At 56.6% G+C, this 13,896-nt stretch carries 8 protein-coding genes; all 8 read right to left on the reverse strand.

Annotated elements, in window-relative coordinates:
- Positions 1-479 precede the first annotated feature (479 nt).
- Complete coding sequence (locus tag ROO76_08665) at positions 480-1,253, reverse strand: Crp/Fnr family transcriptional regulator (GenBank protein MDT8068224.1); 774 nt, start codon at positions 1,251-1,253, stop codon at positions 480-482.
- 352 nt (positions 1,254-1,605) lie between these two features.
- Positions 1,606-2,001: a response regulator transcription factor gene (locus tag ROO76_08670; protein MDT8068225.1), complete on the reverse strand. Its 396-nt coding sequence runs from the start codon at positions 1,999-2,001 to the stop codon at positions 1,606-1,608.
- A 161-nt stretch (positions 2,002-2,162) separates the two neighbouring features.
- Positions 2,163-2,792: a response regulator transcription factor gene (locus tag ROO76_08675; protein ID MDT8068226.1), complete on the reverse strand. Its 630-nt coding sequence runs from the start codon at positions 2,790-2,792 to the stop codon at positions 2,163-2,165.
- Positions 2,770-4,869 carry a PAS domain S-box protein gene (locus ROO76_08680; protein ID MDT8068227.1) on the reverse strand — a complete coding sequence of 700 codons (2,100 nt, stop codon included), beginning with the start codon at positions 4,867-4,869 and terminating at the stop codon, positions 2,770-2,772. Before ROO76_08680 ends, ROO76_08675 begins: the two co-directional genes overlap by 23 nt.
- 18 nt (positions 4,870-4,887) lie before the next feature.
- Positions 4,888-5,595, reverse strand: coding sequence for a Crp/Fnr family transcriptional regulator (locus ROO76_08685; protein MDT8068228.1), 708 nt, complete (start codon positions 5,593-5,595; stop codon positions 4,888-4,890).
- 602 nt (positions 5,596-6,197) lie between these two features.
- Positions 6,198-11,093, reverse strand: coding sequence for an NACHT domain-containing protein (locus ROO76_08690; GenBank protein ID MDT8068229.1), 4,896 nt, complete (start codon positions 11,091-11,093; stop codon positions 6,198-6,200).
- Positions 11,094-11,507: 414 nt separating this feature from the next.
- A complete protein-coding gene (locus ROO76_08695; protein ID MDT8068230.1) occupies positions 11,508-12,692 on the reverse strand; it encodes an IS91 family transposase in 1,185 nt (394 codons plus the stop codon).
- Positions 12,689-13,582, reverse strand: a complete 894-nt coding sequence (locus ROO76_08700; protein MDT8068231.1) for a tyrosine-type recombinase/integrase — start codon at positions 13,580-13,582, stop codon at positions 12,689-12,691. The genes ROO76_08695 and ROO76_08700 overlap by 4 nt, the downstream gene beginning before the upstream one ends.
- Between the last annotated feature and the right edge of the window lie 314 nt (positions 13,583-13,896).

Below are 13,896 nucleotides of genomic sequence, written 5' to 3' on the forward strand. Positions count from 1 at the left end.
AGCGTCCATCGCCGCATTCAAATCGCATAGGTGTCGGACAGCCGGGGCGGCTTCCTTCAAGTCGCTGTATCTGAAGCGCCCACCCGGAAGTCAGGTCACCGACGCGTCACCGCGTGGGCACTTCAGATACAGCCCAAAGACTTATGAGGAGTAATCGGCGTCAGCAAGTGGCTCGGCGATTTTGAATAAAGCGGGAGGCCCGGTTACATCGGCGTTCCACTGGTCATATTTCACGCAGGGTCGGGTTCGGTCATCAAGCGGATAGTCCCAATCCCATTTTCAACCCCATCAGAAAACCTTCTGCCCAAGGCATAAATGTTGCTGATGGCCAACGAGGCGGAGCTCAAGCAGGTTGGCGCGGTGCTCGCCAAGTCCACTACAGCTTCGGTCAGGGTTCAGGGCCGGTTCGAACGGACGGGTTCTCTGACTATGCATTCACGGTCGATCGCTTCTTACCCGCTCCGGAGCCACGATGGCGCTTAGTCGTGCAGCACGATGTTCACCAGCGTGTTTTTGATGACCATCCCGCCGCTGTTGTAGTCGATGTAACCAAGACTGCGAAACCGATTGAGGAAGAAGCTGACGCGGGACCTGGTGGTGCCGATCATGTCGGCCAGAGTTTCCTGGCTGATTTTGGCTATGACGGGAATGGGCTTTGATTCCTGGCCGAAGTTAGCCATCAGCATGAGCAGGCGCGCGAGGCGCTTTTCGCTCGAATTGAACAAATGATCGACCAGATCGGCCTGCATGCGGATGTTGCGGGTGAGCAGATGCGCGCGGAATTGCCGGGCGAACTCAGGCTCGCGTGCGAGCAGTGCTTGCATGGCCGTCTTTTCGATGCGAACGATGGTGCTGGATTGGAGTGCGCTCGCAGAGGAATCGCGAAGCTCGAGAGTTGACATACAGGCTTCGCCAAAGAAGCTGCCCGCCGGGAGATGCGCAATGACGGCTTCCTTGCCGCTGGTTGATACAACAGTGAGTTTTATGTTGCCATTCTGGATGTAGAAGACTGCATTGCCGGCGTCGCCTTGCGAGTAGATGGATTCGGACGCCTGGTAAATGCACCGTGTTTTGCCGGGCATGAATCTATCAAGCAGGCTCTGCATGTCGAATTCGGACTCTCGAACCGGCAATGCGCTGGCCGGACTGGTAACGATCTTCTGCCGGGGACGTGCGGTGAGTCGCAAAGGAAATGGGAGGTCCTGGGGAAACCTTGTTGCCGAATTCGTCGTAGATGCGAAGCTAGTAGCCATGGTCGATACCTTTCAATCTCACAGGATGGGCGCAAAGGGCTGATGTGCAGCGAACAATTGCAATGCCGATATAACCAACATACGGAGTGATGAAAGTGATGAATATCGGCGAAAGCTGATCTTGCTGTAGGCTTTCCGCCCTCGTTCTGTAGGGTATGTCTGACACTGAAAGTTTCCTGACTCAGAAGTTCGCAGGATGTGTTTGAAGTTGAATCTGGTGTTGTGATCGCCCGAACTGCAGGTCCACTTCGACTTCGCTCAGGGCGGGCATTCGGCTCCGTTTGACGCAAAAAAGCGCGTCAAACTCCACTCAGGAGGACGGCTCTTTTTATAGGAACTTTCGAGACACCCACTAGTTGGCGTGAGGGTTCTTTACGTGCGCTAACCCGGCGTCCAATATCTTCCCGATCGCTGGAGCCAGCTCGTCTGAAGCATAGATCTTGTTGATATACGCGGTGGCGCCGGCCAAAAGACAGCGAGACGCATACTGGCTCTCGGGCTGGACGCTGACCATGATGACGGGAAGAAGAGGGTAGATGTGCTTTACATCCCTCAGAACTTCCATCCCGCTGCGGCCTGGCATATTGATGTCGAGCAGCAACACGTCATGGCGGGATTTGACCAACTCGGTCATCACCTCATCGCCGTTGGCGGCTTCGGAGAATTGAGTGCCTGAAAATGCGTCGTCCACGATCTCTCTGAGGCCGCGCCGCACATTCGCGTGATCGTCTGCAATCATGATCTTCATTGTTCTTCCTTGCCGGGCGACAATCGCGACCTGTTTCTAACAATATTGGGGCCGACACGGAAGGAACATCAGGGTAGTCCGTAATTCTTGCAGGGTTTGTATGCCCGCGCTGTAGGGGTTTTCCTACATTCGCACGTTTGCTCAGGGAGTGTTCGCAGACCTTAGTCGATGAGGCTGTGGGTCATGGCGTAGCGGGTAAGCTCAGCGTTGCTTTTCATTTGCATTTTTTCCATAATACGCGCCCGGTAGCTGCTGATGGTTTTGACGCTGACATGCAGCCTTTCGCCAATCTCCGTCAAGGGTACGCCGGCGGCGATCATCTTCATCACTTCATGCTCGCGGTCTGAGAGCGACTCGTGCGGGGGCTTGTCTGCGGACTCATCCAGGTTGTCAATGAGCTTTTCTGCCAGACTGGCGCTGATATAGCGACCGCCGCTGAGAATCTTCCTTGTCGCGTTTGCCAACTCCTCAGAGGCGCTGTCCTTGTTGATATAGGCGGCTGCGCCAGCCTTCAGGCAGCGCATGGCATACTGCTCTTCCGGATGAACACTGAGAATGACGACCGGCAAACGTGGGTACGCGTGTTTTACATCCCGCAGAACGTCCACCCCACTTCGCCCAGGCATGTTGATGTCCAGCACCAGCATAGCGACGGTGGTCTTGCCCAACTGGCTCAGCACCTCGTCGCCGTTGCCGGCCTCGGAAAAGCCCGCGCCGGGAAGCGCGTCTGCAAGAATCTCCCGCAGGCCACGGCGTACGACGGCATGGTCATCGGCGATCAGGATATGCATAACTCACTCCTCGCTCATCGCGTGGAATATCGATCGGAACGCGCACAGTGACTGTGGTTCCGCTGCCGGGGGAACTGGAGATGTGGACGTCGCCTCCGCAGGATTGCGCACGTTCTTTCATGCCCAGGAGTCCCAAAGACCCGAGAGTGTTCGACAGGTCGGACACGGGGAAGCCGATTCCGTCGTCTTCCACCGAAAGAACGATGTTCTCAACTTCCTGGCTGAGGGTTACGTGCACTTGCTTTGCCTGCGCGTGGCGAACCACGTTGGTGAGGCACTCCTGAAAGATTCTGAAGGTCGCGGTAGCCCGGTCGCCATCGAGGTGGAGATCGACGGGCGGGACAGAGACATGGCAGAGGATATTGTTGCGCGATGTAAACTCGCTGGCCTGCCATTCAATGGCCGCGGCCAGGCCCAGGTCATCCAATGCGCCGGGACGGAGCCCGCTGCAAATAGTGCGCACTGCTTTGACGCCGTGGTCGATGGACTGCGTCGATTCCTTGAGCCGGGCCAGCACTTCGCCCTCCGATGCGGGCAGGTGACGGCTCATCCACGCCATATCCATTTTGATGGCGGTGAGAATCTGTCCGATTTGATCGTGGAGATCGCGAGCGACCCTTATGCGATCTTCTTCGCGCACCCACTGCAGGCGGTCTGCCAATGCGCGCAGTTGTTCTCTCTGCAAGACGAGCAACTCCTGTGAGCGCTTGCGTTGCGTGATGTCACTGTTGATGACCAGCACGCGAGGCGGCTGACCGCGCTGGCCCCATTGCAATGCCCAGCGGCCTGCCACCACAACAAGGCTGCCGTTTTTGGCCGTCTTGATGAGGTCTCCCTCCCAATGTCCCACGCGCATCAGCTGTGCGGTGATCTCCTTGAACGGCTCCGGAAACTCGGTGCAAAGCATTTCATGCGCGATTTGACCGGCGGCTTCGGCCTTGGAGTATCCCAGCATGGCCTCTGCTCCGCGGCTCCAGAACTGGACTCTGCCCTCCATGTCGATCACAAAGACAGAGTCCTGCGTGAGCTCGAGCAGCGCGGCTTGCTCCGCAGTGGCGATCCGCTCCTGCCGCCTCTCCGCAACATCGCGAAAGACCAGCACAACGCCAATGACTTTTCCCTCGGCCGCGAAGATGGGCGCGGCGCTGTGCTCGACCGCAACTTCACGGCCATCCCTTGTGACCAGATCCACATGGTTGGCTACTGCCAGAATCTCCCTGTCCTTGAGCACGCGGAGCACTTCATTGTCCGCCGTCATCCCGGACTCTTCGTTGATGAGCTTGAGCACATGTCCGATCGGCTGGTTCAGAGCCTCCTCTACCGGCCAACCGGTAAGAACCGCGGCGATCGGGTTCAGAAAGGTGATTCGCCCTTCGCTGTCCGTGGCGATGACCGCCTCGCCAATGCTGCCCAGCACAGCTGTCCAACGCTCCTCATTCTGAAGCAATTTGTCGCCGAGCTTCTTGATGTGGGATCCGGTAAAGAACGCAAGGAAGACGCCAGAGCCCAAGCCGAGAACCAGACAGCTTGTCACCATCAAGACCCATCGGCGATGCGCAGCTTCAACGCGCTCGCGGCGCAATTTCTCTTCCACACTTTGAAAGTAGGTGACCTGTTCTCGAAGCGTATCCAGGTTGCTCTTTATTAGCTGGTCCTGAATGAGAGTGGGGTCAGCCTTTCCCGCACGGCGAAGAGCGATAATCCGGCCATCGTACTCCTCCGCCTCCTGAAAGCCAGCGTCGATGGCTCTGAGCCGCTGCTGCTGTGCGGGGCTATCCGCTACCAGTTGATTCAAAACCTGGAATTCTGGATCGAATCGCTTCGTCCCCTCCAGATACGTCGGGAGGAAGCTTTCATCGCCGGTCGCGATATAGCCGCGCTTCGCGGATTCCATATCGACCAGCACCTTGAGAAGGTGGCCGGATTGGTCGAGAGCCATATCGGTGTGATCAACCCATTGCAACGATCTGTTCAGATCGAATGTTTCCCACAAGAGAAATCCGGCAAGAGATGTCGTGACCAACAAAGGTACCGCGATGACTCGGCGGAGCAGTCGGTTGAACTTCGAGTATTCCATCGGGAAAGTCCATCCTTCTTACCGTGCTGGGTGAACAATTTCGGGTGTTGCTGTGTTGTTGCCGGGCAACCGGTCATGCAGGATTGTGTCCAGAAGAGATTGATGAACCCGAATTTGGCCGTCGTAACGGATGAAGCCAAGCTCGCGAAAGCGGTTCATGAAGAACCTGACGGCAGACCTCGGAGCGCCAATCATCTCAGCCAGCCTTTCCTCCGTGATCTCAAGAGGCAGCGATTCTATTTCACCTGTTTTGCCAATCCCCGACATCAATAAGAGGGCCCGCGCTAGGCGCTTTTCGCTGGAGTCGAGGAGCTGGTCGACAAGATCGGACTGGATGCGCATTCCTCGCGCGAGAAGAAACGCCGTGAAGACGACGGCGAGTGGCTGCTCTTCATGCAGGGCGCGGAGCATCTCGCCCCGTTCTATCCTGAGAACTCGGCAGTGAGTGATTGCGGTTGCAGTGGACGTATGGAGCGCGCCGACGATTGCAAGCGACTCTTCTCCAACGAAATCTCCGGGAGTGATGTAAGTGATCCTGGCTTCCTTGCCGTTGCTGGATACGACAATCAGCTTTGCGCGTCCACTTTGTAGATAGATCACAGAGTCAGCGGCTTTTCCCTGCGAAAAGAGGATCTGATCTTCGTGAAGTTCGAGAAGCTCGCGACCACGGCCGACGCTGGCTAAAAACTTCCTTACATCGAAAGTCGGCTTTCCGAGTTTTTGCATTGAACGCCTTCCCCCAGGAATGGCCCTGCCGTTTTCGAAGGGCCGGGCATAGAACAGTGTCGGTTGAGGTCGATACCGGAGTAGCCGGAACCGAATCATGCTGATCCCCAGTTAACAGGGGCCAGGCCGTGAGCGCGCATCTGGTTGAGTGTCCAATTTGAGCACCGGGCCCCGCCCATCCGCAGGGGCAATTCCATAGGATGGCATGATTGGGCTTGAATGAATGGTCTGTATTGCTCACCATCTTGGGCTATCTTCAAGACTCTTGATGGACCTGGCCAAAGGTAACCGGCTCAATGCGTAGGCTGAAAATGGGCTGCACCCGGCCGCACTGCGATACTTCTGCTCGGACTGAAGCAGCCACCGAATGCTGCGGCTTCATTGAAGTAGGCAAATGTGGATTGATCTATTGGGATATGTTGCTAGATTGCCGCCGTCAAGCCAAACCACTCATCGACAACCGGTTATGCGCGATCGTCGGGATGACTCCCCGAAAACGCCCCTGCATCCGGGCAAGCATGGCTGCGTTGGTGGAGGGAAAGCTTGCGCCATGCCGACTTCCCAGGACTCAAGTGCATCGCAGCGATGAAGGGCTGTGCGCGTCATTTTGAAAGGCCTTCGAGTAAAGCTGCCATAGCGAAGTCTCGAACTGGCCGTATTAGGCCTGTAATGATATCCATCCCGAGAGGAGCTACGATCCCTTCAAGACCACGATCGCATTCAGCTCGACACCACTCGCGTAGATCTGGTGTAAGTCCGCGAACAGACAATAGCAAAGACAAGAAGCTCCCTCGTTCACTCGGGTTTGGTGTGTTGGACAATTCACTTCGCAGCATGTCTTGCAGATCTACGTCCAATGCTAATCGGCGCACAATTGGGCGATAGAATCCCTTCGCAAAATAACGGTAATTTGGACGGCAGCCCCGCAGAATGAAGCGGATTACCGAAAAGACCTCTTGGCTTGTCCTCGCGGTGCAGACCAAGGCCATGTCGAACGAAGTTTGTATCACCCAATCGCCATTGACCGTGAAGTGCGGTCGAAGCTGATCCATCTCCTGTCGAAGGATCGGGCTTTCAGGAGAAAGTTCACAGAGAGCCCACATCGCACGGTGGCCATGCATATGAAACTCTCCCTGGAGCTTGGCCTCGATGGCCTCGCGCACAGCCGCATCGTCAGCGAAATCTCTTGCTAATAGTTCGATAGCCTTTTCGGGGTCGTTCTCGTGGACATTTGAAGTCGGAAACAACGAATTAAGGCAGAGATCTCGCAAGAGCGCAGAACGAGGTTGCACCCTCGCAACGAATTCCAGAAATTGGGGTCGAATCGCCACTTTGCGGTTTTCTCGGATGAACTCCAATGCTTCCATTCGAGGTACGGGATAGTTATCTGCAAGCAGGCAGAGAGTTCCCCAAACCGAGAACTCGTCTCGGCCGTGGTCCGAGATGGTCTCCCAGAACTTTTCACCAAGTGCCTCACGAATTGGTACCCAGTTGGCGAGAAGAAATTCGATCAGGGAATAATTTGTATGCAGACCGTTGTAAAGACTGATATGAGGATGCCCGGGTTGGTAGACCGCGGGCGTCGTCAAAATTGAATTCAGAGCTCCCAAAACCTGCAGACCGCAGAACGCGGACTGCTGTCGTTCAACGTGGTCGGGACCGCCCACGACGATCTCTTGTAGGAGTCGGCATTTAGCCTCATTCAGATCTTGTCTCGACTCAAGCAGATGACCGTAGTGTGAAATCGCCATCTGAGTTTTGATCCCTGGGTCTGCTTCAAGATCATATTGAGCAAGCAACTCATTGGCCCAAGTCAACGTGCCATTGTGATTGGCCAAAAACGAAACAATCAAGGCGCGCAACGAACCCGGAAGCGGCGTGGCCGCAGCGATGAGCTTTGCACGTACATCAGGGTCGTTCCCATAGGACAGAGAGACGCTTGCAAGATTGCCTTCTCTCAACGTTACTTGTCGTTCTGCGAGTCGGCGCACCTTGGCGGAATCGGCAAAATGGGTAAGGAGAACGTCCTTCAGGCCAGAATCCCACAGAGATTCACGCTCTGCGAAAGGGAGTGCCGCGTCAACGATTTCCTCATTGTGCTCAGGTTGGTTCAGCTGAACCAATCCACGCAACACAAAATCGGGTCGTCGACAGTTTGGATCACGTAGAAGCGCCATCAATCTTTGCCGGCAGCTTTCGGGATTCGTGATGATTCGAGGTAGAAGATATGCAATGTCGGCTGCCCGTGATGATTGTGCTAATTCAATAAGGGCCGTTGAAACCTCGTGGTCCGCCATTCCCCAGTGATCTAAGAGAGCCTCGACACTCCAAAATGAAAAAGACTGGCTGAGGCTTTCGAGAAGCCTCTTCTTTCCGATTTCGGACCACCCAATGCGAACGAAGAACGATACCTCCCTAGTGAGGATGGGTGGATTCTTCAGCAACCATTGATCTACAGCTTCAATGATGGTTGGTATACCCTTAAGCCGCTCAAACAGCATCGTGCAATGCTGCATCCAGAGGTAATTTCTGTGTTCGTCTCCAATGAGTGAAGCGATTGCGTCCTGAGCGTCCTGATGATCCGTGAATCCTTGTGCCAGTATCACAAGTGCGATCTCTAGATCCATATGCTCGTCTCCCCAGCTATTCGGACGAGCCGCTTCCAGAGCCTTGTTCTTTATCATGACGTCGCCTGGCCATCCCTTGAGGAGTGTCGCTGTGAGAGAACCGCCGTGAGACATGAGCAAACCGACGCGGGCTGTAGCCCAAGTCAGGAGCTGATCGCGGTCTGCTGTTGTTTGAATCCCGAGGTCAACCTTCCGGCGGATCGCGATCAGCCGGTGCTCGACACTTGGCGACTGTTCAATGTCGGACAGAATCCGGGTCCACGCCGGATGATCGGGCCAGCCTCTCTGCAGGGCTTCCAAGGCGGCAACCTGCGTTGAAACGGAATAAGGCTCGCCTAACAGACGGAGGAGACGCTCCGCGATCTCGGGATGTGCTCCAGCAAAGCTCACAAGTGAGGTGGCCGCACAGCTCGTCATGAAGTCGTCTTCGTCTAACAGAAGACGGAACAGACAATCGACCACGTCAGACGATTGAGAACCATCTGCCAATGCCAGTGCCAGCGAATGACGCCATGGTCTACCCGGTATCCACAACCGGATCCGATCTTGAATCACCTCTCGGAGTTTTGGAGAGAAGATACCGAGGAGGAGCGAGCGAAGAAGGCGCTCCCGATGCAGCAACCAAGGGCTGTTTTCGATCTCGGTGACGGTGTCCCCACAGATCTTCTTTGCTAGAGTGACCGGGCACTGAAAGTCTCCCACCGCAATTTCGCAGAGAAGAGTGTCTCGTGTAAATCGGTCGGCGAGAGACCGTGCCTGGTCGTTGATGACCTGCACGAATTCTGCTATTTCCTCGGGGCGTTTCGTCAGATGAAACAAGGATAGGAGCACCTCCTGCCAGGCAGGATTCGTGCAGTGTTGCCTCACAAACTCGGATTGCTCCGTGAAGGGGATCCGAGCGATGTGCTCTGCCGCGAGATGCTCCTGAAACGAACGATGGAGGAAACCGAGCTCTTGAGGTCCCTTTTCCACGAGGAGACCTAAAGACTGTTCTCCGAAATTCAGAAGGACGCGCGATTGTCGTCGAGCCTCTTTGCGATCCAAGCCGAATCCCATCTGCTCGTCTTGGAGAAACCGACTGATGATTTCTTCAGCGTGCCGCCTTTCTATCAATCCTTCAGATAGTTGCGACTGGAGGTGGAAAGCTAAATTGGCAAACACGGTTCTGGCGTCTTCAGGTGTGAGGTCCGGGTTCCCGCCGTTCAACATGGCCGCGCGTCGTCGCGCAATCGGGTGTACTGAGATGAGGTGTTCGACCAAGCGGCCGTATGCGCGAAATCGACTATTGGGAAGAGGAACGCTGGAGCTCTTCAGGTAGAGCAGCAAACCTAACAACAAAGGTGTTTTGGACAGTTCAGTAAGATTGGCGGAGGATTTCGTCTCTGCTACGAAGGCAGCAGCGGCGGCTTCGATCGAACGACCCACCTCAGAATCGGAGTCGGTTTCTCCCAGTGGACGACGTTGAAGCGTGAACCACCGAACTGCATACTGCTCCTGCTGCGCTGATGTCAATTCAGCCAAGTGCATTGCGGACCAGCCGGTACGTTGAACTCCAAGCCTGTCGTAGCCCGTGGGGCGAGCTGTTGCGATGACCCGGCAGTTTCTTTGTTCGGCGAAGACCTGCAGTTGCGTTAGAGCGCCGCGAGCCGAGTCTTCATTCCGATATTCGTCGAGACCGTCGACCAAGAGCAGTAGCCGCTCGTCGTGGAGTGCTTGTTCGAACAAGGGCCACAATCGATCCTCACTCCAAAGATGCAGCCAAGACCGGACAATATCGGGCAGAGAAATGGCGGTTGCGGAGGCCTCAAGTTGAGCTGTCCAAAACGGAAAGGACAGCCAGATGGGTAGATAGGTGTCATGGGATGCTGACGCGTGGGTCAGAACCGGAGTCTCGCTTAACAGGTCCAGTGTTACGTATCTGAGGAGCGCACTCTTACCAAGCCCGGGACCTCCTAACAGTACTTGCCGCGTCTGATCGGTGAGCCAGTCGTTCAGTTTTCGACGCTGGCGAGAAACCTCAATGATGGGCGCCTTAGCCTTGGAATCGGTGTTGTCCCAAGCCGTCACTGAAGGCGACTCTGCAGCGGGTTGCTTGGTTTGCGACTTCTCAGTGCCCCTCGTCCGGCTGTCGATGCGGTCCTCATAGATATCCGGGAGTACATACCTATCTCGAAGCGGAGTGGGATTGTTGCTTCCGAGTTCTACGGGAAGTCCAGGATCATGCGCCGCGAAGACGCGTGTATAGAGGTTCCCAAGCAGAGTTCGCAGTTCGGCAACGGTCGGTCCGGTAATCCGGTTGCGCAGAGCTTCGAGGGCCTCTGGCGGGCAGAACATTTCCGCGTGGGGACGTCCAAAGAAGTCATCAACGATTTCTGCATGGGCTTTGAGCAAGATATCCAGCTCGGCGGCATCCCAGATTTCTAATGCGATGCTGAGCTGGCGAAGCCGTTTCCGTTGCTCTTCAATTTCTGCGAGAATCTTGGTCGATTCAAGGAGGAACGTCGTGCAGAGAGTAAAGGAAGTGGCGGTAGATGCCCATTCGCCTTTGAGGAATAGGTCAACTGCAGAACGCAAGTGTGTCGGGCTAAATCGTACGACGCGTTTGCACTGGAGGACGCGATATTTCCCAGTTGACCGCAGTACTGAATAGACATCGATGCCTTCTTGATTCTGGCCGCGGGTGCCATATATTCGGCAAGATTCGAGTTCCGCGTTAAGGCGTTCTACCCGTAAACAGAGACGCTCGAAGTTTTCCCAAGTTAACTTATCAATCGGAAGTGATTGGAGCCGGGTCGTAATCGGGGGCAGCACCGGGAATTGTGTCGGGTGCGCTAGCAAATGCGACGGAATTGGGATCGGAATCGATTGCACCGGAGTCGATTAATGTTAGCGTATCGGTCCTACAACCGCGCGGTATGGCTTTTGTCCCGAGAAACGTTAGAACCCTATCGGGACCGCCCCGGTAGACGAGGCAAGATTGAGCCGGTCATCTTCGACCGGGGCGGTTTCGATAGGGCCGTTTGGAGTAAGTCGCTGGCGGGACGGACGCGGTGATCAGGCTATGGGATTTCAATGAGCGCAAGATGTCCGGCGGGGTTCCGCGAGGATAGGGAGCGATGGGCTCGGGTGCATCGAGCTCCGTATCCGGAGGAAAATTTGGGCGGGTTCCCCGCCGTCGAATGCCTGTTGTGAGTGCCGCCATCGGAGTTGAAGCGCACGACTGCATGGCATGCTGTGGCACGCGGTCGTGACGGATGGATAGCAACGGGGCCAATAGAGTGGCGCTCACGAAGTATCATCGCGAAACCTCCTGGGCAGGAACGGGGCCAGTCCGGTGCCGAAGTAAAGCTGGCCTTGGGTCAGACGTTCGACAACCAGCATGATGCCGGAACAGGCTGGACAGCGTGGAGTCGGTGGCTCGGGCCGATCGGCGCATGTTGCCATACCGAGTAGCGCGCGGCATTGCTCAAGTGCTGCGCTTCGCCTGCGGTTGGCGAAGAGTCCAAAGTGCCGGATGCGCACCAGACCACCGGGGAGAACATGCAGCAGGAATCTGCGCAGGAACTCGTCTGCTGAAACAGTCATGACCTTTTTCTTGCCGCCGTGGGCATAGTCCCGCCAGCGGAAGGAGACGCGATCGTTTTCGAAGGCCACGAGGCGATGGTTGGAGATGGCGACGCGATGGGTATAGCGGGCCAGGTAGTTGAGAACGTGTTCGGCGCCGCCGAAGGGCGGCTTGGCATAGACCACCCAATCCTGCCGGAATAGCTGCCGCAGGAAGCTGAGAAAGCATCCGGGAGCGGCCAGATACTGTTGTGAGCCATGCAACTGAAGCTCACTCTGCGCGAAGAGTTGCTTCAGGCCAGCGACGAACTTGCCGCGGAAGACTCGACTCAGTGCGTGGACGGGCAGGAAGAATCGGCGTGAGGAATCGATCCATCTGGAGCCATCGGGAGCCAGGCCGCCTGCGGGAACGATGTAGTGGACATGGGGATGATGCTCAAGGTTCTGTCCCCAGGTATGGAGTACGCCGAGGAATCCGATGTCGGCTCCCAGGTGCTTCGGATCGCGAGCCAGTTCGAGCATCGTGGCGGCGCTGGTGCGATAGAGCAGATCGTAGAGCAGTCGCTTGTTCTGCAAGGCAAGAGCGGAAAGCTCGTGCGGCAGAGTAAAGACGACGTGGAAGTACGGAACGGGCAACAGTTCAGCCGAGCGCGCGGCCAACCACTTGGCACGCGCGTTCCCCTGGCACTTGGGGCAGTGCCGGTTGCGGCATGAGTTGAATGAGATGGCCTGATAGCCGCAGCGGACACACTGATCGCGATGACCGCCCAGTGCCGCGGTGCGACAGCGGGCGATGGCATCGAGCACCTTGCGATGAGGCCATGCAAGATGCGACTGCTGCTTTTTCCAGAAACTGTTGCCCGTTCGACGAACGATGTCGGCCACCTCGAGGGTGGGCCGGCTCATCGCCTGATCTTCCTCCTGGAGCGCTTCACTTCGTCAGGGCTGGATACCTCGATGGCTTCCAGCGGACTGGGGATCGCCTGCAGGTGTCGCCGGGACAAGTGCAGGTAGACGGTGGTGTGAGCGAGCTTCGCATGGCCGAGAAGAACCTGGATGGTGCGCAGGTCGGCGCCGGCTTCCAGCATGTGGGTTGCGAAGCAGTGCCGCAAGGTGTGAGGAGATACATGCTTGCCGATGCCGGCACGCTTGGCAGCCTCGTTCACGGCCTGCCAGACGATCTTCTCCGTAATGGGTACATCGGCCCGCCAGCCCTTCACCGTACCTGGGAACAGATAGGTCTTGGGCTTCATCCATCGCCAGTACTCGCGCAGAGTCTCCAGAAGCTTGGGGGTCAACAGCACGTCACGGTCGCGGCCGCCCTTGCCCTGTCTGACATGAATGACCATGCGCTTGCTGTCGATATCGGAGATCTTGAGGTGGCACATCTCTGCCCGGCGCAGACCGGTTGCGTACAGCATCATCAGCATGGTGCGATGCATCAGGTTGCTGGCGCACGCGATGAGCCGCGCCACCTCTTGCTGATCCAGTATGGTGGGCAGGCGCCGCTGACGCTTGGGAAATGGAATGTGATCCGGAAGATACGGCCGGCGCAGCGTCTTGACGAAAAGAAATCGCAGCGCTGCAGTGCGGCCTTCGATGGTCCCGGCAGAGAGCTTGCGCTCGCGAAACAGATACGCCTGGTACTGGCGAATGTGATCCGGGCCAAGGCGTTCGGGCGAACGATGGAAGTACTTCGCAAAATCCTCCACCGCGTAAATGTAGGAACGTACGGTGCTCTGAGAGTAGTTGCGACGCTGGAGTTCATCCAGCATCAGCTGCCGAAGATGGGTCACGGTAAACCTCCTGTGACCCACACCTTAAACCGGCGACAAAACTACCCGAAGGCCAACGCCGCAGCGTCCGTCGCGCCAGCGACTTAGTCCAAACGCCGTTTGCGGCTAAGATCCTCAGCCGAAGACGGGCCACGGATTCGAGTCGCCATGCCGACTCAGGACCAATCGGTCGCCGGTGAGCGCATTGACGATGTCAACCAGCAGACGAGAATAGCCTTGGTCCGCGTGCTCATCGTGTTTCAGAAACCAGCCGACCACGGGCTATTCCGATCGCAATGCAAGGGTCGGATCTACAGCGGCAGCCCGCCTGGACG

Source organism: Terriglobia bacterium, assembly GCA_032252755.1.
GTDB lineage: Bacteria > Acidobacteriota > Terriglobia > Terriglobales > Acidobacteriaceae > JAVUPY01.